This window comes from Streptomyces sp. NBC_00162 (assembly GCF_024611995.1).
In the GTDB taxonomy this organism is placed as follows: domain Bacteria; phylum Actinomycetota; class Actinomycetes; order Streptomycetales; family Streptomycetaceae; genus Streptomyces.
This window is the reverse complement of the sequence record NZ_CP102509.1, coordinates 3,367,530-3,388,707: the sequence shown is the minus strand read 5'-3', so window position 1 is coordinate 3,388,707 and position 21,178 is coordinate 3,367,530. Positions and strand designations below refer to the sequence as shown.

The following is a 21,178-nucleotide window of genomic DNA, read 5'->3' as shown; positions in this document are numbered from 1 at the left end:
AATGGCTCCGTCCCGCGTCGTGATACTGTGGTTTCACCGACGCGGGGTGGAGCAGCTCGGTAGCTCGCTGGGCTCATAACCCAGAGGTCGCAGGTTCAAATCCTGTCCCCGCTACTGAAGACGAAGGCCCGGATCCATGGGATCCGGGCCTTCGTCATGCCCGGGGCGGACACGCGGTAGCTGAGACGGGTGAGTTGGGGCAGGAGCGTGTTTGACTTGGCTCTCTATGGGCATGTCGACAAAACGCTGTAGTGACCTCACTGGCTGCGACATACCAGGTGTACGCGGGTAGCAGGTGATGCGACGATGGGATTTATGGGGGACAGGTCAACTCTGCTGGAGACAGGGCGGTTTGCGAGGGCGGATGCCGAGCCGGGTACGGGAGCCGGTGACACGGCTCCCGTTGTCAACGCGCAGACCGCACTGACCGATGCGGATTTCTTGGACAAGCACAGCGCGGAGGAAATGTTCGCCGAGACCGACGCGGCCAGCGACGCCGAGCTCGAGGCCCGGCACCGGGTGGCCGCCGACAAGGGCGACCCGGGCGCCATGAGCGTGCTCGGTGCGCTGCTGCTGCGCCGCGGCGACCTGGACGGGGCCGAGCCGTACCTGCGCGGCGCCACGGGGGAAGGGGACCGCGCCGCCGCGAACAACCTGGGCGTACTGCTGCACCAGCGGGGCTACCCGGAGGAGGCCGCCGGCTGGTGGCGGGTCGCGGCCGTGGCCGGATCCGCTCCGGCCGCGCACGCCCTGGGCCGTCACTTCCGCGAGCGCGGCGACGAGCCCGCCGCCGAGTACTGGCTCCGCCAGGCGGCGGAATCCGGCCACGCGCTGGGGGCGTACGGTCTGGCCGACCTGCTCGAGCACCGCGGGGACAAGGGCGTGGAGCGGTGGTTCCGCGCCGCGGCGGAACAGGGGCACCGCGAGGCCGCCTACCGGCTGGCACGGCACCTGCGCAAGGGAGACCCCACCGAGGCCGAGCAGTGGTACCGGCAGGCCGCCGCGCGCGGACACCGTCGCGCCGCGCTGCACCTGGGCGCGCTGCTCGAGGCGCGCGGGGAGCTCAAGGAGGCCGGGCGCTGGTACCTGACCTCCGCCAAGCAGGGGGAGGCCCGGGCGGCCTGCGCGCTGGGCTTCCTGCTGCGCGACGCCGGTGACGAGGACAGCGCCGCCACGTGGTGGCACCGCGCTGCCCAGGACGGCGACGGCAACGCCGCGAACGCGCTGGGCGCGCTGCACGCTGCCCGCGGCGAGACCCAGACCGCGGAGCGCTGGTACCGCACCGCCATGGACGCGGGCGACCAGAACGGGGCGTACAACCTTGCTTTGCTGTGCGTCGCACAGGAACGGACCGCGCAGGCCGAGCAGTGGTACCGGCGGGCGGCCTACGCCGGCCACCGCGAGGCGGCCAACGCGCTCGCCATCCTGCTGCTCCAGGGCGGGGACGCGGCGGGCGCGGAGCCGTGGTTCTCGAAGGCGGCCGAGGCGGGCAGCGTGGACGCCGCCTTCAACCTCGGGATCCTGTTCGCCAGCCGCGACGAGGACCGCACGGCGCTGAAGTGGTACGAGCGGGCCGCGTCGGCGGGCCACACCGACGCCGCGCTCCAGGTCGGCATCGCGCTGGTGCGCGACGGCGAGGAGCGGGCCGCCGAGCGGCACCTGCGGTGCGCGGCGGGCGGCGGCAGCGCGGAGGCGGCCTTCCGGCTGGCCTCGCTGCTGGAGTCGCTGGCCCCGGCGCCGGAGCCGGTGGCGCTGGGCGAGCCGGTCGGCGGCGCCCCGCGGACCGAGAGCGAGGAGTGGTACGAGCGGGCCGCCGAGCTGGGGCACCGCCGGGCCCAGGTGCGGGTCGGCATGCTCGCGGCCGCCCGCGGTGACCTGGCGGCCGCCGCGCGCTGGTACCGGGAGGCGGCCGAGGCCGGGTCCCGCAACGGTGCCTTCAACCTGGGGCTGTTGCTGGCCCGCGAGGGGAGCGAGCCGGAGGCCGCCCTGTGGTGGACCCGCGCGGCGGTGGCGGGCCACGGCCGGGCGGCCCTGCGGCTGGGGCTGCTGGCGGCGCGCCACGGTGACCTGGCCGAGGGGCAGAAGTGGTGCGTGCGCGCGATCGAGCTGGGCCCGGAGGAGGTCTCGCAGCGCGCGGCACGCCTGCGCGACGCCCTGGCGGAGGAGCTCTCGGCCTGACCCCGGCGCCCGTGACCGGGGCTGCCGGGGCCGGCCTGGCCGCTCAGCGGTAGAGCCAGCCCGTGGAGCGGGCGTAGGCGTGCCGGAAGACGAAGGGCATCAGCAGGTCGTTGACGCGGCGCTGGACCGTGCCCGGGGTCTTGGAGTCGCGGTTGGACGCGGCGGCCTTGGTCATGCGGGCCGCGCGGGGGCGGCGCAGCCGGGTGTACTCGGCCAGCGCCGTCCGGACGTCCGGTGCCGTCGATACGCACCGCGCGAGCGCCACCGCGTCCTCGATCGCCATCGAGGCGCCCTGCCCGGCGCCCACCGGGTGGGCGGCGTCACCGATCACGACGGTGCGGTCGTCGTGCCACACGGGAAGCTCCGCCAGCCGGTGCATCGGCATCGGACGGTCGACGCGCGTCGCCGCCCGCAGTACGTCGAGCGGCATCCGCGAGGTGCGGTACAGCTCCGTGAGCAGGCCCAGGGTGACCTCCGCCGGGTCCGGGGGCTCGGGCGCGGCCACCTGGGCCGACCACCACACCGTGCCGTCCGGCGCCGGGATGCAGAGGAACGCGCCCCGGTGGCCGAAGGTCATGTGGAAGGAGCCCCGGGCCAGGTCCAGGCCCTCCGAGACCCCCGACACGCTGTAGAGCCCGGCGTACTCGGGGACCGGGGCCGCCGGGTCCAGCGCGGTGCGGCTCGCCGACCAGAGGCCGTCCGCGGCCACCACCAGGTCCCCTTCCACACCGGACGGGTCGACCCGTCGGCCCGTCTCGATCCGCACCCCCGCCCGCTCCGCCTCCGCGCGCAGGACCTCCACGAGCCGCCCCCGCAGCAGGGTCGTGCTGTGCAGGGTGTCCGAGGCCAGCCGGCCGCGGGGCACCTTGCCGAGGAGCTTGCCCGACGCCGACCACATCAGCTGGTCGGCGACCGGGAACCCGGCCTCCTGGACCCGGGCGAGGCAGCCCAGCTCGTCCAGCCCGCGCAGCCCGTTGACGGCGAGGCTCAGGAACGAGCCCACCTGGCCCGCGGGATCTTCGTACGCCTCGTAGACGGTGACCTCGGCTCCCGTACGCCGACGCAACGCGATCGCGCTCGCCGCTCCGGCCACTCCGCCCCCGATGACTGACACACGCATGCCCGACCCCTTTCGGTGAATCCACATTCACTGAATATTAATTCAGTGAAATCGGGTTCAGTATGATGAGGGCGCGAAGGTGGCGTCAAGCGGGAACGGGGATCGCGGTGGGAGTGCGCAAGGAGAAGGCGGCCGGCACGGAGGCGGCGCTCAAGGAGGCGGCGCGGGCGCTCTTCCTGGAACGCGGCTACACGCAGACGAAGATCACCGACATCACCAAGGCGGCCGGCCGCTCCACCGGCTCCTTCTACGAACACTTCGCCGGCAAGGACGAGCTGCTGAACGCGCTGATGGCGGACATGGGGGCCCAGGTGGACGCCGCGGTCGGTTCCCATGACCACCCGCGCGACCACGACCTCGCCGACCGTGCGCAGCTGCGTACGCACATCGCGGTGAGCTGGGAGGTCTTCCGGGACCACCTGCCCGTCGTGGTCGCCCTGTTCCAGAAGTCCATGGCGGAGCCGCCCCGGTCGGGACAGGCCTGGGAGGGGCTCGTGGCGGAAACCGCGCCGTTGCGCGAACACCTCGCGTACATGCGCGAACGCGGCCAGGAGCTGCCCGGTGATCCCCAGCTCGTCGCCGCGGCGATGGGGGCCATGATCTCGATGCTGGGCTATGCGGCCATGACCAGCGCGAATGCCTTCGACGACGATGAAGTGGTCGACACCCTCACCGCGCTTCTCCACCGGGGACTGGCGGCCGGTTAACCGATTTGCATCTGCCGGGGGCCCTCACGTAACGTTGGGTTTACCGACGCGGGGTGGAGCAGCTCGGTAGCTCGCTGGGCTCATAACCCAGAGGTCGCAGGTTCAAATCCTGTCCCCGCTACTGAAGGCCCGAGGCCCGGATCCCATGGATCCGGGCCTCGAGTCGTTTCTGAAGGTGAACGGCCGGGCCGCGTCGCGTCGCGGACGAGCCGTCGCGCGCCACGAAAGAAGGCCGGGAGCTGATGCTCCCGGCCTTCCTCGTCGATCAGGTCAGGTCAGGCGGCCGCGCAGTTCGGGCACACCCCGCGGTACGTCACCTCGACCGCCGACACCACGAAGCCGAAGCGCTCCGTGTCCGGCAGGTCGGCCAGCGGGTTGCCCGCCGGGTGGACGTCGCGGATCGCGCCGCACTGGGCGCAGACCAGGTGCTGGTGGGGCCGGTGGGCGTTCGGGTCGTACCGCTTGGCGCGGCGGTCCGTGGAGACCTCCAGGACCTCGCCGAGGGTCACCAGCTCGCCCAGCGTGTTGTAGACCGTCGCCCGGGAGATCTCCGGCAGCTTGGCCACGGCACGCGCGTGCACCTCGTCGGCCGTCAGGTGAACGTGGTCACCGTCGAGCACCTCGGCCACGACACGCCGCTGTGCGGTCATGCGCCATCCGCGTCCGCGAAGTCGTTCCAGCAGGTCACTCATAGACGTCAGCCTAACAGTGAGGGGACTCGGTGTAACTCCCGAATCAGTGCGGACTTGGATGCTTACTTGACTTAGACAAAGTCCATCGTAGGATCGGGTACGGCAAAGGCCAAGGACAGGACATGCAGGAATGACGCAGGAGGCGCACGTGACGCAGGGACCGCTCACCACGGAGGCCGGGGCTCCGGTCGCCGACAACCAGAACAGCGAGACTGCAGGCGTCGGCGGGCCCGTCCTCGTCCAGGACCAGCTCCTACTCGAGAAGCTCGCGCACTTCAACCGTGAGCGCATCCCGGAGCGCGTGGTGCACGCCCGCGGCGCCGGTGCGTACGGCACCTTCACGCTGACCCGTGACGTCTCGCAGTGGACCCGCGCCAAGTTCCTGTCCGAGGTCGGCAAGCAGACCGAGACCTTCCTGCGCTTCTCCACCGTCGCCGGCAACCTCGGCAGCGCCGACGCCGTGCGCGACCCCCGCGGCTGGGCGCTGAAGTTCTACACCGAAGAGGGCAACTACGACCTCGTCGGCAACAACACCCCGGTGTTCTTCATCAAGGACGCCATCAAGTTCCCGGACTTCATCCACACCCAGAAGCGCGACCCGTACACGGGCTCGCAGGAGGCGGACAACGTCTGGGACTTCTGGGGTCTGTCGCCCGAGTCGACCCACCAGGTGACCTGGCTGTTCGGTGACCGCGGCATCCCGGCGTCCTACCGCCACATGAACGGCTACGGCTCGCACACGTTCCAGTGGAACAACGAGGCCGGCGAGGTCTTCTGGGTCAAGTACCACTTCAAGACCGACCAGGGCATCAAGAACCTCACCCAGGCCGAGGCCAACCAGCTCGCCGGTGAGGACCCCGACTCGCACCAGCGCGACCTGCGCGAGTCCATCGAGCGCGGCGAGTTCCCGTCCTGGACCGTGCAGGTCCAGATCATGCCGGCGGCCGAGGCGGCCCAGTACCGCTTCAACCCGTTCGACCTCACCAAGGTGTGGCCGCACGAGGACTACCCGCCGGTCGAGATCGGCAAGCTGGAGCTCAACCGCAACCCGGAGAACGTCTTCGCCGAGGTCGAGCAGTCGATCTTCTCCCCGGCGCACTTCGTCCCCGGCATCGGTCCGTCCCCGGACAAGATGCTCCAGGGCCGACTCTTCGGCTACGGCGACGCCCACCGCTACCGCGTCGGCATCAACGCCGACCACCTGCCGGTGAACCGCCCGCACGCCACCGAGGCGCGCACCAACTCCCGCGACGGCTACCTGTACGACGGCCGTCACAAGGGTGCGAAGAACTACGAGCCGAACAGTTTCGGCGGCCCGCACCAGACGGACCGCCCGCTGTGGCAGCCGATCGACCTGACCGGCGGCACGGGCAACCACCCCGCGGCCGTCCACAGTGAGGACAACGACTTCGTCCAGGCGGGCAACCTCTACCGCCTGTACTCGGAGGACGAGAAGTCCCGCCTGGTCGAGAACCTGGCCGGCTTCATCGCCAAGGTCTCCCGCGACGACATCGTCGAGCGTGCGATCGACAACTTCCGCCAGGCGGACGGCGACTTCGGCAAGCGGCTCGACGCCGCGGTCCAGGCCCTTCGCGGCTGACACGGATCGCTTGCCGTAGCAGGACGACGGGCCGGAACCCCCACGGGTTCTGGCCCGTCGTCGCTCTATGCCGGGACCGTACGCCGCGCGGGCACCCAGCAGCGGATGATGTCGCGTACGGAGACGATGCCCACCGGGCCGCCGTTCTCCAGCACGATCAGGTGCCGGAAGCCGCCGTGGGCCATGGCCTCGGCGGCCTCCTGCAAGGTGGCGTCCGGGGTGCAGAACACCACGTTGTTCGTGGTGTGCGCACCCACGGCCTCGCGGTCGGGATCGTGGCCCGCGCCGATCGAGTTGAGGATGTCGCGCTCGGTCAGGATGCCGATTCCGCTGTGGTCGGGGTCGAGTACGACGGCCGCGCCGACGCGCCGCCCCGACATCAGGCAGGCCGCCTGCCGCAGGGTGTGCGCGGGTCCGAGGGTGAGGATCACGGTGCTCATTGCGTCACGGACGAGCATGAAGAGAGCCACCTCCTGGGTGAGTCCCGCCGCTTGGGTGTGGTGCGCCCGGAGGATCCTAGAGAAAGAGTTCACAAGCGCACAAGCGGGGGATTCTCAGATTCCCACGGACACGCACCGTCAACAAGAGGGCACGCACAGGCGCGTACTCAGGCGCGCGGGCGCAGCAGCTCCAGCATCTCCTCGTGGAGCAGTCCGTTGGAGGCCGCCGCGTTCCCGCCGTGCACCCCGTCCACCCCGTCCAGGCTGGTGAAGCGGCCGCCCGCCTCCTGGACCACGACCGCGATGGCCGCCATGTCCCAGAGGTTCAGCTCCGGCTCGGCGCACAGGTCCAGCGAGCCCTCCGCGACCATCATGTACGGCCAGAAGTCGCCGTAGCCGCGCGTACGCCAGCAGGCGCGGGTCAGGTCCAGGAAGCCGGCGAGGCGGCCCTGCTCCTCCCAGCCGCTCAGCGAGGAGTACGCGAACGAGGCGTCGCCCAGCCCGCCCACCTTCGAGACGCCGATCGGCGTGGTCTCGCCGAGCGCGCCGCCGCCGTACGCACCGCCGCCCCGCACCGCCCACCAGCGGCGGCCCAGCGCGGGCGCGGACACCACGCCCACCACGGGGCGGAAGACGCCGTCCTCGCCCTCCGTCATCAGGGAGATCAGGGTCGCCCAGACCGGGACGCCGCGCACGTAGTTCTTCGTGCCGTCGATCGGGTCCACGACCCAGCGCCGCGGGCCGCTGCCCTGCAGGCCGTACTCCTCGCCGAGGATCGCGTCGTCGGGCCGCGCGGCTTCGATGCCGGCCCGGATGATGGCCTCGGCGGCCTGGTCCGCCTCGCTCACCGGGGTCATGTCCGGCTTCGTCTCGACCTTGAGGTCGAGGGCACGGAACCGCTCCATCGTCGCGACGTCCGCCGCGTCGGCGAGTTCGAGGGCAAGGCGCAGGTCATCGTCATACTCGGACATGGCCGAACAGTATCGCGGCCGGTGGCGCGGCCGGGACGCGCCCTTGACAGGATCTGTCGCCCCGTCAACTCTGGCCGGGGAGCCCAGCGGGAACGGCCCAGTGGGGAGGCGACGATGCCGGCAGCCCGGGAGACCTTGCTGGAGGCGGCGGGAGCGGCGCTCTCGGCGCGCCCCTGGCCGGCCGTGCGGATGGTCGACGTGGCGGCGGCCGCCGGGGTGTCCCGGCAGACCCTCTACAACGAGTTCGGCGGCAAGGGCGGCCTGGGCCGCGCCCTGGTCCGGCGCGAGGGCGAGCGGTACCTCGACGGGGTCGAGCGAGCCCTGTCCACCCCCGCCCCGACCGCCGAACGGCTCGCCGCGGTCGCGGAGTGGACCGTACGGGCGGCCCGCGCCTATCCCCTCGTACGGGCCCTGCTGACCGGGTTCTGGGACCCGGACCTGCCCGCTGCGGGCCGTGCGCCCGGGCCCGGTGAACTGGCCCGGTCGGTACGGGACCGGGCGGCCGCCGCGCTCATGCCCGCGGAGGACGTCCAGCGGTGCGAGCTCGCGATACGGCTCGCCCTCTCCTACGTGGTGGCCCCGGGGGAGGACCCGGGGGCGGGAGAACTGCTCCGGCTGCTCAGTGCGCAGAACCGGACAGCTGGAGCCCGATGACCCCGAGGATCACCAGGGAGATCGAGACGAGCTTGAGGGTGGAGACCAGGTCGCCGAGGAAGATCATGCCGTAGATCGCCGTCCCGGCGGCGCCGATGCCGGTCCACACCGCGTACGCCGGACCGACGTCCAGCTTCTTGAGGGCCAGCGTGAGCAGGCCGAAGCTGCCGAGGGCGAAGCAGGCGAAGGCGACGGTCGGCCACAGTCGGGTGAAGCCGTGGGACAGCTTGAGGCAGACCGCGAATCCGGTCTCCAGGAGTCCGGCCACCACGACGAGCAGCCACGCCATGTCGAATGCCTCCCCGCGTCACGTGATTTCTCGTCACTTGGTGCGATTATGGATTTATCCAGACGCGATCTTCGGCAAACCCGACGCTGCGTCAGTCGCCTTCGCGGCGCTCCCGCGTCTCCAGCAGCCGCCGCAGTGAGTACAGCCGCGCCGGGTCCGCGTGGCCGTCCTCCACCCACTTGTCGAGCGCGCAGTCCGGCTCGTCGTGGCTGCAGGCGCGCGGGCACTCCTCGGTACCGGGCACCAGGTCCGGGAAGGCCAGGATCACCCGGGACGGATCCACGTGGTGCAGGCCGAAGGAGCGCACGCCCGGGGTGTCGATGACCCAGCCGTCGCCGCCCGGCAGCGGCAGCGCGAGCGCCGAGGTGGTGGTGTGCCGGCCGCGGCCGGTGACCGCGTTGACGTGCCCCGTGGCGCGCTGGCGGCCCTCGGCGACCAGCGAGTTCACCAGGGTGGTCTTGCCGACGCCCGAATGGCCGACGAAGGCGGTGATCCGGCCGTTGAGACGTTCGCGCACCCGGTCGGCCGCGTCGCCCGTCGCGAGCTCCTCGCGGTTGGTCACCACGTAGTTCACGCCGAGCGTCGAGTAGATCTCCAGGATCTTGTCGGCGGAGGTCAGATCGGACTTGGTGAGCACCAGCAGCGGTTCCAGACCGGCGTCGTACGCCGCCACCAGACAGCGGTCGATCATCCGGGGCCGCGGCTCCGGGTCGGCCAGGGCCGTCACGATGGCCAGCTGGTCGGCGTTGGCGACGACCACCCGCTCGTACGGGTCGTCGTCGTCGGCGGTGCGCCGCAGGACGGACTTGCGCTCCTCGATCCGTACGATCCGGGCGAGGGTGTCCTTCTTGCCGGACAGGTCACCGACGATCCAGACCAGGTCCCCGACCACCGCCGCCTTGCGGCCCAGTTCCCTGGACTTCATCGCGTGGACCGTGCGGTCCCCGACCAGGCAGGTCAGCCGGCCGCGGTCGACGGTGAGGACGAATCCCTCGGAGGCGTCCTCGTGTTTGGGGCGGATGTTCGTACGCGGCCGGTTGCCCTTGGGGTTGGGGCGCTGGCGGATGTCGTCCTCGTCGGTGTGCTTGCCGTACCTGCGCATGACGGGCCCTACGCTCCCGATCCCGCTTCGGAATCCCCTGCGAGCATATCCGCCCACATCCTCGGGAAGTCCGGCAGGGTCTTCGCGGTCGTCGCCACGTTCTCGATCAGTACGCCCTCCACCGCCAGGCCGATCACCGCGCCCGCGGTGGCCATCCGGTGGTCGTCGTACGTGTGGAAGGTGCCGCCGTGCAGCGGGCGCGGCCGGATGTGCAGGCCGTCCGCCGTCTCGGTGACGTCGCCGCCGAGCGCGTTGATCTCCTTGGTCAGCGCGGCCAGCCGGTCCGTCTCGTGCAGCCGCAGGTGCTGGACCCCGCGCAGGACCGACTCCGAGTCGGCCAGGGCCGCCACCGCCGCGATGCCCGGGGTGAGTTCGCCGACCTCGCCCAGGTCCACGTCGATGCCGTGGATCTTGCCGGTGCCGGTGAAGACCAGGCCCGCGTCGGTCAGCTCGCAGGAGCCGCCCATCTCCGTGAAGATCCGGCGCAGCGCGTCGCCGGGCTGCGTGGTGCGGCGCGGCCAGTCCGGGATGGTGACCGTACCGCCGGTGATCAGCGCCGCGGCCATGAAGGGCTGGGCGTTGGACAGGTCCGGCTCCACCACCAGATCGCGGCCGAGCAGGGCGCCGGGGGCCACCCGCCACACGTTCTTCTCGCCGCCGGCTTCGGGGGTGTCGACCTGGGCGCCCGCCGCGCGCAGCATCTCCACCGTCATCCGGATGTGCGGCATCGACGGCAGGTTGCTGCCCACGTGCCGCACCTCGATGCCCTGGTTGAAACGCGGGGCGGAGAGCAGCAGCGCGGAGACGAACTGGGAGGAGTTGCTGGCGTCGATCTCCACGACGCCGCCCTCCAGGGCCCCGCCGCCCTGCACGGTCAGCGGCAGAGCGCCCCGGCCGTCGTCGTCGATCCGGGCGCCGAGGGTGCGCAGGGCGTTGATGACCTGGCCCAGCGGCCGCTCGTAGGAGCGCGGGTCGCCGTCGAAGCGGATGTCGCCGTCGGCGAGGGTGGCGACGGGCGGCAGGAAGCGCATGACCGTGCCCGCGTTGCCGACGTCGACGGTGGCCGGGCCGTGCAGGGCGGCCGGGATGATCCGCCAGGCCTCGCCGCCGGCGCCCTCGCCGGCCGAACTGGAGGAGACGGTTTCCTCGATGCCCACGCCCATCGCGCGCAGGGCGTCGGCCATCAGTTGGGAGTCGCGCGAGCGCAGCGGGCGGCGCACCCAGCCCGGCTCGGCGGCGAGCGCGGCGAGCACGAGAGCGCGGTTGGTGACCGACTTGGACCCCGGCACGGTGACGGTGGCATGGACGGCAGCGTCGGCGATCGGGGCGGGCCAGAGGGCGTGGAGCGCGGGGGTCTCGGTCATGGCCACCACTTTAGTGGCTTCCTCCGGACCCGGATCTTGATCGCTGCCCGGTCTCAGAGGGCGAGAAGCCAGCGGCCGCCGCCCACCAGGGAGCACAGCGCGACAACATGGAAGAGGAGCAGCCACACCACCGGGTGCACGTGGGTGAGCCGACCGAGCTGATCGGCGTCCGAATCCGGCGCTCCGCCGTGCCGGCGCTTGGCCCCGAGCTCGAAGACCGGCCGGACCCCGCCGAGCAGCAGGAACCACACCACCCCGTACGCGAAGACGGCCTGCACCTCGGCGGGGGCCAGCCAGGACACCAGCAGGAAGGCCCCGCCGGTCAGCACCACGGTCAGGGCCCCGTAGGCGTTCCGGATCATCACCAGCATCGCCACCAGCAGGACGGTGGCCACCCACAGCAGCAGCGTGATCCGGTGCGCGGACAGCAGGGCCGCCCCGCCGAGCCCGAGCAGCGAGGGCGCGGTGTACCCGGCCGCGGCGGTCAGGATCATGCCCAGCCCGGTCGGCTTGCCCCGGCTGACGGTGACCCCGCTGGTGTCGGAGTGCAGCCGTATCCCGTCGAGCCGCCGCCCGGTCAGCAGCGCCAGCAGGCCGTGGCCGCCCTCGTGCGCGATGGTCACGGCGTTGCGCGACAGCCGCCACAGCGGGCGCGGGCCCACGGCGGCCAGCGCGGCCACGCCGGTCACGATCACCAGCCACAGGTCGGGCGCCGTCTGTATACCCGTGAGCCGGTCCCAGAGGCCGGCCGTCGTGCTGCTGTCCATGAGGTGGCGGACTCCTTGCGGTGGTGAGTGGGTGACATGGCAGTGTGGCAGCCATGTGCGGACGGTATGCGGTGAGTCGTGGACCCGAGGACCTGGTGGAGGCCTTCGGCATCGAGAAGTGGGAGCCGGAGGAGGCCCTGGCCCCCGACTTCAACGTGGCGCCGACCAAGCAGGTCCACGTCGTCCTCGACCGTCCCCTGAAAGACGCGTCCGACCCCCGTCCGGTTCGCCAGCTGCGCACCCTGAAGTGGGGGCTCGTCCCCTCCTGGGCCCAGAACCCCGACGGCGCCGCCCGGATGATCAACGCCCGGTCCGAGACCCTCGCCGAGAAGCCCTCCTTCCGGCGCCCCTTCGCGCAGCGCCGCTGCATCGTCCCCGCCGACGGCTACTACGAGTGGGTCACCGCCCACGACGAGCGGCAGCTGGAGGTGGAGGGCAAGAAGAAGCGGGCCCGCAAGCAGCCCTATTTCGTGCTCCCCGCCGACGGCTCCGTGTTCGCCATGGCCGGGATATACGAGTTCTGGCGCGACCGGACCCTGCCCGACGAGCACCCGCTCGCCTGGTGGGTCACCTGCTCGGTGATCACCACCGAGGCCGAGACTGGGCCGCTGGGGGTGGCTCCCGCCGAGGGGCCGCGCTCGCTGTCCGAGATCCACCCGCGGATGCCGCTCATGCTGACCCCCGACCGCTGGGACGCCTGGCTGGACCCGGCGAACACCGACACCGAGGGCTCGCTGCGGGAGCTGCTGGCACCGCCGCCGGGCGGCCTGATGCGCGCCTACCCGGTGTCCACCGCCGTCAGCAACGTACGGAACAACGGGCCGGAGCTGCTGGCGGAGCTCGCCGCGCCGGAGGAGGGCACGCTCTTCTAGCGCGTCGGCCAGCGCGCCGGCGCCGCGGCCCGTTGCAGGATGGGTCCATGAGCACGCGTACCGAGAGCGTCGACACCCCGGCGGGCGAGGCCCGCATCACCTGGCACACCGCCCGCAAGGCCGGGCTCGTGCTCGCCGTCAGCCACGGCGCCGGTGGCGGCATCGAGGCCCGGGACCTCCAGGCGCTGGCAGCCGCCCTGCCCGCGCGCGGGATCACCGTGGCGCTGGTCGAACAGCCCTGGCGGGTCGCCGGGAAGAAGGTCGCAGCCGCGCCCAAGGTGCTCGACGAGGGGTGGCACGGGCTGTGGCCGGCCCTCGCGAAGCCCGGGCTGCCCGTGGTCGCGGGCGGCCGCAGCGCCGGGGCCCGGGTGGCCTGCCGGACCGCGGCCGCACTGGGCGCGGCCGGGGTGCTGGCGCTGGCCTTCCCGCTGCACCCGCCGGGCCGGCCGGAGAAGTCCCGGGCCGAGGAGCTGCTGGGCGCCGGGCGGCCCACGCTGGTGGTCCAGGGCGGCCGGGACCCCTTCGGGCGCCCGGAGGAGTTCCCGCCGGGCGGCTCCTACACGCTCGTGGAGGTCCCGTACGGGGACCACGGCTTCGCGGTGCCCAAGAAGGCGGACGTCACCCAGGAGGCCGCCCTCGCGCTGATCACCGAATCGGTGGCCGAGTGGCTCACCGCCCTCGAGGTCTGATCGGGACCCGGTGGATTGTGGGGTGATCCGCGTCACCCCTGCCGCGCGGGCCCCGGAACGGGCCGAAATCCCGGCCCCCGCCGGGGAATGCGCCGCCCGAACCTTCTGTTGTCCCGGATGTCGGTACGTAAGGGAACTTGTCGGAGGAGAGGGAGCGCATGACCCAGGTCATCAGTCAGAACCGTCGGCAGGCCGCTGACCTGGACTGGACGGTTCTTCCTGCCCCCAAGCGCAGCACGGCTCGGGCGGCGGAGGGCCGGGATGGTCGACTATTCTCCGATTCGAGCGGATCCGCTTTCGGAGCCGCCACGCAGTCGGAGGAGGTGGGTCCTGTCGCTGGGACCGACGAAGGCCACGCGGAGGAGACGACCCCGGAGCGGAACGCGCGCTTCGAGCGGGACGCCCTCGGTTACCTCGACCAGATGTACTCGGCCGCGCTGCGCATGACGCGCAACCCGGCCGACGCCGAGGACCTGGTCCAGGAGACGTACGCGAAGGCATACGCGTCCTTCCACCAGTTCCGCGAGGGCACCAACCTGAAGGCGTGGCTGTACCGCATCCTGACCAACACGTTCATCAACTCCTACCGCAAGAAGCAGCGCGAACCCCAGCGCAGCGCCGCGGAGGAGATCGAGGACTGGCAGCTGGCGCGCGCCGAGTCGCACATGTCGACCGGGCTGCGATCCGCCGAATCGCAGGCGCTCGATCACCTGCCCGATTCGGATGTGAAGGAAGCGCTCCAGGCCATTCCGGAGGAGTTCCGCATCGCGGTCTACCTTGCCGACGTAGAGGGCTTTGCGTACAAGGAGATCGCCGACATCATGGGTACACCCATCGGTACGGTCATGTCGCGACTGCACCGTGGCCGCCGTCAACTCCGCGGAATGCTGGAGGACTATGCCCGTGAACGCGGGCTGGTTCCCGCGGGCGCGGGAGAGTCGAACGACCGGAAAGGCTCGGGCTCATGAGTTGCGGAGAGCCGCACGAGACGGAGTGCTCTGAGGTCCTGGATCACCTTTACGAGTTCCTCGACCATGAGATGCCCGACAGCGACTGCACGAAGTTCGAGACACACTTCGGCGAGTGCAGCCCCTGTCTGGAGAAGTACGGCCTGGAGCAGGCCGTGAAGAAGCTGGTGAAGCGCTGCTGCGGCTCGGACGACGTACCGAGCGACCTGCGGTCCAAGGTGATGGGACGGATCGAACTGATCCGGTCGGGACAGGCCGTTCCCGATCATGACATCACCGCCGACAACCCGGCCACCGGCTGACACTTCCGCGGCCGTTCGGCCGGAAGATTGAACAACCCCCGCCCCCGGACCGGCACTTCGTTCACTCGAAAGTGCTAATCCGGGGGCGTCCGTATGGCGCAATGTGAAAATGTGGCCCGCTTCTCTCGGGGCCCCACTTATTCTCCCCATTCGGTGCTGGTTTGATTCAGTACCTGGCGTGCACGGCACAGGGGAGGAGAGCGCCATGCGGGTACTTCCGCCGGCGGCGCGCGGCTACATCCTGTGCGCCGTCCTCGCGTCCCTCGCATGCGCCGCGCCCGCCGTCGCCGATTCCGGTACGCCCTGGGCCGCCGTCGCCCTGCTCGCCGTGCTCTACCTCGGCTGCGAACTCGTGAAGATCTTCCCGCTGCCGGGCAGCCGGGTGCCCGAGGGCATCGGCTCCTTCTTCCCCGTGGTGCTGGCCGCCGTCTTCCTGCTGCCGCCCGCCGCCGCCGCGCTCGTGGCGCTGCCCGGCGGGCTCGCGGGGACCGTGGTCCAGCGGCCCGCCTGGGTGCGCCGGGTGTGGCACGGCGCGCAGCAGTCGATAGCCGCCTGGACCGCCGGGCAAACGTTCCGGCTGCTGCGCGGCCCGGCCGCGCTGGGCTCCTCCGCGGAGTCCGGGCCGCCGGGGGCGGTGGACCCGCCCCTCTGGGCGGCCGACTTCCCGTACGTGATGCTCCCTGCGGCGGCCGCGGCCGTCGCCTTCTGCCTGGTGCTCACCGCCCTCGACGGAGGCGTCCTGGCCGCCGCGGAACGCCGGCCCGCCGCCACCGCCTGGCGCGGACTGTTCACCCGGTCCCTCGCCCCGCACTGCGTGCACGGCCTCGCCGGACTCATGATGGCCGTCATGTGGCGCAGCCCGTACGGGCTCCCGGCCGCACTGCTCGTCCTGCTGCCGATGTACATCTCCTGCTGGGTCTTCGCCCAGTACCACCGCGAACGCGCCGCCCACCAGGCCACCATCCGCGCCCTCGTCCAGGCCGTGGACATCAAGGACCGCTACACGCGGGGCCACAGCGAACGCGTCGGCCAGGCCTCCGCGATGATCGCCCGCGAGCTCGGCATGGCCGAGGACCGCCTCGAAGTCGTCCGCATCGCCGGGATCCTGCACGACGTCGGCAAGCTCGGCGTCCCGACCCGGCTGCTGCGCAAGGACGGGCCGCTCACCCCGCAGGAGCGCCGGATCATCGAGCTGCACCCCGAGTACGGGCACGAGATGGTGCGCGGCATCGGCTTCCTCGGGGAGGCCCGGTCGGCGATCCTGCACCACCACGAGCGGGTCGACGGCTCCGGCTACCCGTACGGGCTGACCGGCGACCAGATCCCCGAGCTGGCCCGGGTGGTGGCGGTGGCCGACGCCTTCGACGCGATGACCTCGACCCGGTCGTACAGCCGGGCCCGGCCGGTGCCGGTCGCCCTGGCGGAGCTGGAGAGGTGCGCGGGGGCGCAGTTCGACCCGGCGATGGTGGGCGCCCTGACCGGGGCCATCGGACGGCACGGCTGGCACCCGGTGGTCACCTCCGACGCCGACCTCCAGGTGATCAGCACGCGCACGCCTCCTCCCGGCGGCCCGGGGGCGCCGCCGCTGGCCGCGCTGCCGGCGCAGGGCTCCCACCAGGCCGGTGTCCCCGCGTCCCAGGCCCCGCCGGGGGCCGGAACATGAGGGCGGCCGCCGTCTGGACGGTGCGCGGGGCCGCCGGGCTGCTGACCGCCGCCGGCCTCGGCCACACCCTGTGGAACGGCCTCGTCGAACCCGGCACCGCCCTGGCCTTCGGCATCCTGATCACCATCGGCGAGCTCGCCCGCCGTGACCACCGCACGGGCCACCGGGTCGAGGGCACCGACCGCCGGCCCGCGCCGCTCGGCTTCGCCGGAGCCCTCGCCTACGCCCTCCTCGGCCCGATCGCCGGGCAGCCCACCCACCACGGGGTCCTGCAGATCGTCGCCGTCGTCGTCGCGGCCGTCCTCGCCGGGATCGTCCCGCACACCGCCCGGGGCCACGGCCCCGCCGTGGACCACGTCGCCCGCCGCGTGCTCACCGTCACCTTCGCCGCCGTCTGTTTCCAGCCGCTCTACAACTCCGGCCGGCTCGAGGAGTGGGTCGGCCAGGGCCCGTACCTGGTCCTCTTCCTGCTCTGCCTCCTCGGCCTCACCGCGCTGTGCGAAGCCGTGCTCGCCGCCGTCCTCGCCGGGGCCCGCACCGGCTGGCCGTACGGGCCACTGCTGCGCGACGAGCTGCGCGCCCAGCTCGGCATCGGCTCGGCGATCTGCGCCACCGGCGTCGTGATGGCCCTCGGCGTCGCGGGGGCCGGGCTGTGGGCCCTGCCCGTCTTCAGCGTGCCCCTGCTGCTGACCCAGATGTCCTTCCACCGGATCACCGCGATCCGCACCACCTACCGCCAGACCATCACCTCCCTGGCCCGGGCCACGGAGATCGCCGGCTACACCCCGCCCGGCCACTCCCGCCGGGTGGCCGCCCTGAGCTGCGCGGTGGGCCGGGAGCTGGGGCTCTCGGAGCGGGAGCTCACGGTCCTGGAGTACGCGGCACTGATGCACGACATCGGGCAGCTCTCCCTCGTCGACCCGGTTCCGGACGGGGCCACCGCGGTCCTGCCCGCCGCCGAGGCCCGCCGGATCGCCGAGCTCGGCGGGGAGGTGGCCCGCCAGACCGGGGTGCCCGCCGAGGTGGCCGTGGTCGTGGAGCGGCAGGCGGACCCGTACCGGGAGCAGCCCGTCGCCGCACGCATCGTGCGCGCGGTGAACGCGTACGACGACCTGGTCGGCGGCGACCGTCACCCGAGCGGCTCACTGGCCGCCCTGGAGCGGCTCCGCCTGGGCACCGGGCACGACTTCCAGCCGGAGGTCGTGGAGTGCTTGGCGAGGGTTCTGGCCAGGGGCGGACGTGACAGAGTTGTTCCCGTCCCACCTGGGTAACCCATGGGTAATGAGCGGCCGTCCGAGTGGGCATGGTTGGATGCCAGTAAGAGTGAGAGTGAGAGTGTCCGCAAGGCACCGCAGTCCCCCGGCTTCCGCCGGGAGGTGCCCCCAGGCAGGCGGGAATCGTGAGGATCTTCGGGAAGGTACGGCATCGGCCCTCCGCCTCGTGGCGGCAGGCCACCGACCGCGCGTTCACGCTGATCGGGGACGGGCGGTACGAGGACGCGGGCGCGCTCCTGACCAGAGCCGCGGACCTGGAGCCCTGGCTGTCCGAGTCCTGGTTCAATCTGGCCCTGCTGCACAAGTTCCGGCACGACTGGGAGCAGGCGCGGTCCGCCGGACTGCGCGCCGTGGCCCTGCTGGACCGTGAGACGGGCGCCCCGGACTGGTGGAACGTCGGGATCGCCGCGACCGCGCTCCAGGACTGGCCGCTGGCCCGGCGGGCCTGGCAGGCGTACGGGCTGAAGGTGCCCGGAGACCCGCACGGAGCCGGTTCCGGCAACGGGAAGCACAGTGGTGAGCCGGTGGGCATGGAGCTCGGCAGCGCCGCCGTACGCCTGTCGCCCGAGGGCGAGGCCGAGGTGGTCTGGGGACGCCGGCTGGACCCGGCCCGGATGGAGGTCCTGTCGATCCCGCTGCCCTCCTCGGGGCGCCGCTGGGGCGAGGTGGTGCTCCACGACGGGGTCCCGCACGGCGAGCGGGTCACCGCGGCCGGACCCTCGTACCCCGTGTTCGACGAGATCGAGCTGTGGGCGCCGTCGCCGGTGCCGACCTGGGTGGTGCTGCTGGAGGCGGCCGGCGAGGCGGACCGCAACGCGCTGGAGCAGCTGGCCTCGGACGCCGGCTTCGCCGCCGAGGACTGGTCCTCGTCCGTGCGGCTGCTGTGCCGGACCTGCTCGGAGAGCGAGATGCCGAGCGACGAGGGCGACGGGGAGCACCTGGATCCGCACGACCACAGCGAGCCGGGGCATCCTGGGCCGCTGGGTCACCGTACGACCGGTTCCGGTCTGCTGTGGGTGCCCGAGCGGGAGTGCGGCATCGCGGCTCCGGCCGGTCTGGTGCGCGGACTGCTGGACGGCTGGGTCGCCGACAGTCCGGACACCCGGGAGTGGCGGGATCTCGAGGAAGTCTGCTGAGCCGGGGGCCGTAGGCTGTACGGGCACATCGGTGACTTACGGAAGGCGTACGGCGGACATGGCGCAGCAGGAGAACGAGGTTGTCGAGGTCGCGGGCGAGGTGAACGACGGGTACGTCGTGGACACCGAGGACTGTGCGGAGCGCGAGCTCGCCCACCGCGAGCGTGGCACCGCCCGCCCCATCACGGTGGTCGGCAACCCGGTCCTGCACCGGGAGTGCAAGGACGTCACCGAGTTCGGCGACGAGCTGGCGCAGCTGATCGACGACATGTTCGCCAGCCAGCGGGCCGCCGAGGGCGTGGGCCTGGCCGCGAACCAGATCGGCGTGGACGCCAAGGTCTTCGTCTACGACTGCCCGGACGACGACGGCAATCGGCACACCGGTGTTGTCGTCAACCCGAAGCTCGTCGAGCTGCCGGCCGGCGCGCGGGTGCTGGACGACTCCAACGAGGGCTGCCTGTCGGTCCCGACGGCGTATGCCTCGCTGGCCCGCCCGGACTACGCCGAGGTCGAGGGCCAGGACGCGCAGGGCAACCCGATCAAGGTGCGCGGCACCGGCTACTTCGCGCGCTGCCTCCAGCACGAGACCGACCACCTGTACGGGTACCTGTACATCGACCGGCTCTCCAAGCGCGACCGCAAGGACGCCCTGCGGCAGATGGCGGAGGGCACCCCGCGCTACGAGACGGTCCCCAACGACTGATCTTTCGCACCACGCGTCAGGGCCCCGCCTCCCGTGAGGGAGCGGGGCCCTGACGCGTCGGACTACTGCTTGGGCCTGCCCCAGCCGCTGTCGGCCGGTGCGGCGCCCCAGCCACTGTCCGCGGAGGCGCCGTCGACGAGCGGAGCGGCGAAGGGGGCAGCGGTGAGGATGCGGGCGGTACGGGACATACGGGCCCTCCTGGGCTGTGGTGAGCGGTGCGCGGCCGGCCGCTGTGCGGGGGCGACAGGCCGGGCGTCATCACCGTACGACACCGCTTGACTACACACGGGCCTGGTTTGGGCCAAAGGTTCCCTGGTTCTCGGCCAGGGAGCGTTTTCCGGCCAGGGCGCGCTTCGCGGCCGGTGCACCGGCGGGCCGGTGCGTCAGCGGGCCGGGCGGTCAGGCCACGGCCCGCGGGCCCCGGAACGCCCGCCTGAAGGTGTTCGGGGTGGTGCCGAGCGTCCGCAGGAAGTGGTGGCGCAGGGCGGCCGCGTTCCCGAAGCCGCAGCGGCCCGCGATCGCGTCGACCGTTTCGTCGGTGGACTCCAGCAACTCCTGGGCCAGCAGGACCCGCTGGCGCAGCACCCACTGGTACGGGGTGGTGCCGGTCTCCTGGAGGAAGCGGCGGGCGAAGGTGCGCGGGGACATGTGTGCGCGCTCCGCGAGCTGCTCGACGGTGATCTCGTCCTCCAGGTGCCGGGCCATCCACCCGATCACCTCGCCCACCGTGTCGCAGGCGGTGCGCGGGAGCGGCCGCTGGATGTACTGGGCCTGCCCGCCGTCCCGGTGCGGCGGGACGACCATCCGCCGCGCGATGGTGTTGGCCACCTCGGCCCCGTGCTCCTGCCGGACGACGTGCAGGCAGGCGTCGATGCCCGAAGCGGTGCCCGCGGAGGTGATCACCCGGCCTTCGTCCACGTAGAGCACGTCGGGGTCGACGGCGGCCCGCGGGAACCGGCGCGCCAGGGTCGGGGCGTGCATCCAGTGCGTCGTGCAGCGGCGGCCGTCGAGCAGGCCGGCCGCGCCCAGGACGAAGGCACCGCTGCACACGCTCAGCACCCGCGCGCCCCGGTCCACGGCCCGGCGCAGGGCGTCGAGGAACGGCTCGGGGTACTCCCGTACGGGCGCCTGCCGGTCGGCGGGCAGGCAGATCAGGTCCGCCTCCTCCAGCCTCTCCAGGCCGTGCGCGGGGGCGATGGCGAAGCCGACGTCGGCCATGGTCAGCGGGCCTTCCTCGGCCGCGCACACGGCGAAGTCGTACACCGGCAGCCCCTGTGAGCTGCGGTCGATCCCGAAGACCTCGCAGAAGATCCCGAACTCGAAGGGGGCGACTCCGTCGACGAGGGCCACGGCCACGTTGGTCAGCATGACCTCAGTGTGGCAGTAATTCGCTCTTGAGTGACAGTACTGCCACTGTTCGATCATGGGCGATCAGGCGGACAGTGGAGGTATGACCACCTTCGTGAATTACCTCGCCGTCCTGGTCCTCGCCGCCGTCCTGCTCGGGCCCAGCCTGTACGGGGCGCGCGGCGACCGGCGGATCGACCGGCAGCTGCGGGCCGCCGCGACCCGGCGGGTGTGGCTGCCGCGCCAGCGGGCGGGCGGTCTCCCGCCCACCCCGCGCCGGCGCGGCATCCGGTTCGCCGCCTGGCGCCGGGGACGCATGGCCCATTGAGCCCCCGCCCCC

23 protein-coding genes and 2 tRNA genes are annotated in these 21,178 nt (G+C 72.2%); 15 read left to right on the top strand and 10 right to left on the bottom strand.

What is annotated here, in order from left to right; genetic code table 11:
* The first annotated feature begins 40 nt into the window (after positions 1 to 40).
* A tRNA-Met gene (locus JIW86_RS15525) sits at positions 41 to 114 on the top strand.
* Positions 115 to 315: 201 nt separating this feature from the next.
* Positions 316 to 2,178, top strand: coding sequence for a tetratricopeptide repeat protein (locus JIW86_RS15520; protein WP_406366264.1), 1,863 nt, complete (start codon positions 316 to 318; stop codon positions 2,176 to 2,178).
* Positions 2,179 to 2,221: 43 nt separating this feature from the next.
* Here JIW86_RS15520 and JIW86_RS15515 read toward each other — a convergent pair whose 3' ends face one another.
* Positions 2,222 to 3,298, bottom strand: a complete 1,077-nt coding sequence (locus JIW86_RS15515; protein ID WP_257554274.1) for an FAD-dependent oxidoreductase — start codon at positions 3,296 to 3,298, stop codon at positions 2,222 to 2,224.
* A 107-nt stretch (positions 3,299 to 3,405) separates the two neighbouring features.
* On the opposite strand from JIW86_RS15515, the gene JIW86_RS15510 reads away from it, so the two are divergent.
* Complete coding sequence (locus tag JIW86_RS15510; protein WP_257554273.1) at positions 3,406 to 4,005, top strand: TetR/AcrR family transcriptional regulator; 600 nt, start codon at positions 3,406 to 3,408, stop codon at positions 4,003 to 4,005.
* Positions 4,006 to 4,052: 47 nt separating this feature from the next.
* A tRNA-Met gene (locus JIW86_RS15505) sits at positions 4,053 to 4,126 on the top strand.
* 154 nt (positions 4,127 to 4,280) lie between these two features.
* On the opposite strand, the gene JIW86_RS15500 is transcribed toward JIW86_RS15505, so the two are convergent.
* Complete coding sequence (locus JIW86_RS15500; RefSeq protein ID WP_031144892.1) at positions 4,281 to 4,697, bottom strand: Fur family transcriptional regulator; 417 nt, start codon at positions 4,695 to 4,697, stop codon at positions 4,281 to 4,283.
* Between the two features lie 130 nt (positions 4,698 to 4,827).
* On the opposite strand from JIW86_RS15500, the gene JIW86_RS15495 reads away from it, so the two are divergent.
* Positions 4,828 to 6,297, top strand: a complete 1,470-nt coding sequence (locus JIW86_RS15495) for a catalase (protein ID WP_251065070.1) — start codon at positions 4,828 to 4,830, stop codon at positions 6,295 to 6,297.
* Between the two features lie 65 nt (positions 6,298 to 6,362).
* Here the strand turns inward: JIW86_RS15495 and JIW86_RS15490 are convergent, their stop codons facing one another.
* On the bottom strand, positions 6,363 to 6,755 hold the full coding sequence (locus JIW86_RS15490; RefSeq protein WP_257554271.1) for a cyclic nucleotide-binding/CBS domain-containing protein: 393 nt from the start codon (positions 6,753 to 6,755) through the stop codon (positions 6,363 to 6,365).
* 149 nt (positions 6,756 to 6,904) lie between these two features.
* Entirely contained in the window at positions 6,905 to 7,708 is an 804-nt protein-coding gene (gene hisN, locus JIW86_RS15485) for a histidinol-phosphatase (RefSeq protein WP_257554270.1), read from the bottom strand.
* A 114-nt stretch (positions 7,709 to 7,822) separates the two neighbouring features.
* Between hisN and JIW86_RS15480 the strand changes: the two genes are divergently transcribed.
* Complete coding sequence (locus tag JIW86_RS15480) at positions 7,823 to 8,362, top strand: TetR/AcrR family transcriptional regulator (protein ID WP_215146763.1); 540 nt, start codon at positions 7,823 to 7,825, stop codon at positions 8,360 to 8,362.
* On the opposite strand, the gene JIW86_RS15475 is transcribed toward JIW86_RS15480, so the two are convergent.
* The 4 genes from JIW86_RS15475 to JIW86_RS15460 form a co-directional block, all read right to left on the bottom strand.
* A complete protein-coding gene (locus JIW86_RS15475; RefSeq protein WP_150517955.1) occupies positions 8,328 to 8,651 on the bottom strand; it encodes a DMT family transporter in 324 nt (107 codons plus the stop codon). The two genes, JIW86_RS15480 and JIW86_RS15475, sit on opposite strands and share 35 nt — an antisense overlap.
* Positions 8,652 to 8,742: 91 nt before the next feature.
* Positions 8,743 to 9,753 carry a ribosome small subunit-dependent GTPase A gene (gene rsgA, locus JIW86_RS15470; RefSeq protein WP_215146764.1) on the bottom strand — a complete coding sequence of 337 codons (1,011 nt, stop codon included), beginning with the start codon at positions 9,751 to 9,753 and terminating at the stop codon, positions 8,743 to 8,745.
* An 8-nt stretch (positions 9,754 to 9,761) separates the two neighbouring features.
* Positions 9,762 to 11,117 (bottom strand): 3-phosphoshikimate 1-carboxyvinyltransferase, encoded by a 1,356-nt coding sequence (aroA, locus tag JIW86_RS15465; protein ID WP_215146765.1) that lies wholly within the window; start codon positions 11,115 to 11,117, stop codon positions 9,762 to 9,764.
* A 53-nt stretch (positions 11,118 to 11,170) separates the two neighbouring features.
* Positions 11,171 to 11,884 (bottom strand): M50 family metallopeptidase, encoded by a 714-nt coding sequence (locus JIW86_RS15460; RefSeq protein WP_257554269.1) that lies wholly within the window; start codon positions 11,882 to 11,884, stop codon positions 11,171 to 11,173.
* Positions 11,885 to 11,937: 53 nt separating this feature from the next.
* On the opposite strand from JIW86_RS15460, the gene JIW86_RS15455 reads away from it, so the two are divergent.
* From JIW86_RS15455 to def, 8 genes are all read left to right on the top strand, one after another.
* Positions 11,938 to 12,756 carry an SOS response-associated peptidase gene (locus JIW86_RS15455; protein WP_257554268.1) on the top strand — a complete coding sequence of 273 codons (819 nt, stop codon included), beginning with the start codon at positions 11,938 to 11,940 and terminating at the stop codon, positions 12,754 to 12,756.
* Between the two features lie 47 nt (positions 12,757 to 12,803).
* A complete protein-coding gene (locus tag JIW86_RS15450) occupies positions 12,804 to 13,445 on the top strand; it encodes an alpha/beta family hydrolase (RefSeq protein WP_257554267.1) in 642 nt (213 codons plus the stop codon).
* 323 nt (positions 13,446 to 13,768) lie between these two features.
* Positions 13,769 to 14,413: a sigma-70 family RNA polymerase sigma factor gene (locus tag JIW86_RS15445; RefSeq protein ID WP_030709911.1), complete on the top strand. Its 645-nt coding sequence runs from the start codon at positions 13,769 to 13,771 to the stop codon at positions 14,411 to 14,413.
* A complete protein-coding gene (gene rsrA, locus JIW86_RS15440) occupies positions 14,410 to 14,715 on the top strand; it encodes a mycothiol system anti-sigma-R factor (protein WP_215146769.1) in 306 nt (101 codons plus the stop codon). The genes JIW86_RS15445 and rsrA overlap by 4 nt, the downstream gene beginning before the upstream one ends.
* A 205-nt stretch (positions 14,716 to 14,920) precedes the next feature.
* Complete coding sequence (locus JIW86_RS15435; protein WP_257554266.1) at positions 14,921 to 16,378, top strand: HD-GYP domain-containing protein; 1,458 nt, start codon at positions 14,921 to 14,923, stop codon at positions 16,376 to 16,378.
* Positions 16,375 to 17,649: an HD-GYP domain-containing protein gene (locus tag JIW86_RS15430; RefSeq protein ID WP_257554265.1), complete on the top strand. Its 1,275-nt coding sequence runs from the start codon at positions 16,375 to 16,377 to the stop codon at positions 17,647 to 17,649. Before JIW86_RS15435 ends, JIW86_RS15430 begins: the two co-directional genes overlap by 4 nt.
* A 128-nt stretch (positions 17,650 to 17,777) precedes the next feature.
* On the top strand, positions 17,778 to 18,788 hold the full coding sequence (locus tag JIW86_RS15425; protein WP_215146772.1) for a tetratricopeptide repeat protein: 1,011 nt from the start codon (positions 17,778 to 17,780) through the stop codon (positions 18,786 to 18,788).
* Between the two features lie 58 nt (positions 18,789 to 18,846).
* On the top strand, positions 18,847 to 19,491 hold the full coding sequence (gene def / locus JIW86_RS15420) for a peptide deformylase (RefSeq protein WP_215146773.1): 645 nt from the start codon (positions 18,847 to 18,849) through the stop codon (positions 19,489 to 19,491).
* A 62-nt stretch (positions 19,492 to 19,553) separates the two neighbouring features.
* Here the strand turns inward: def and JIW86_RS15415 are convergent, their stop codons facing one another.
* Together JIW86_RS15415 and JIW86_RS15410 are read right to left on the bottom strand one after the other, a co-directional pair.
* Positions 19,554 to 19,679 (bottom strand): hypothetical protein, encoded by a 126-nt coding sequence (locus JIW86_RS15415; protein ID WP_257554263.1) that lies wholly within the window; start codon positions 19,677 to 19,679, stop codon positions 19,554 to 19,556.
* A 211-nt stretch (positions 19,680 to 19,890) separates the two neighbouring features.
* The gene (locus JIW86_RS15410) at positions 19,891 to 20,859 is read right to left on the bottom strand and encodes a helix-turn-helix domain-containing protein (RefSeq protein ID WP_257554262.1); all 969 of its coding nucleotides are present in this window, start codon (positions 20,857 to 20,859) and stop codon (positions 19,891 to 19,893) included.
* An 82-nt stretch (positions 20,860 to 20,941) separates the two neighbouring features.
* Here JIW86_RS15410 and JIW86_RS15405 point away from each other — a divergent pair, with 82 nt between their 5' ends.
* A complete protein-coding gene (locus JIW86_RS15405) occupies positions 20,942 to 21,166 on the top strand; it encodes a hypothetical protein (RefSeq protein ID WP_257554261.1) in 225 nt (74 codons plus the stop codon).
* The last annotated feature ends 12 nt before the right edge of the window (positions 21,167 to 21,178 follow it).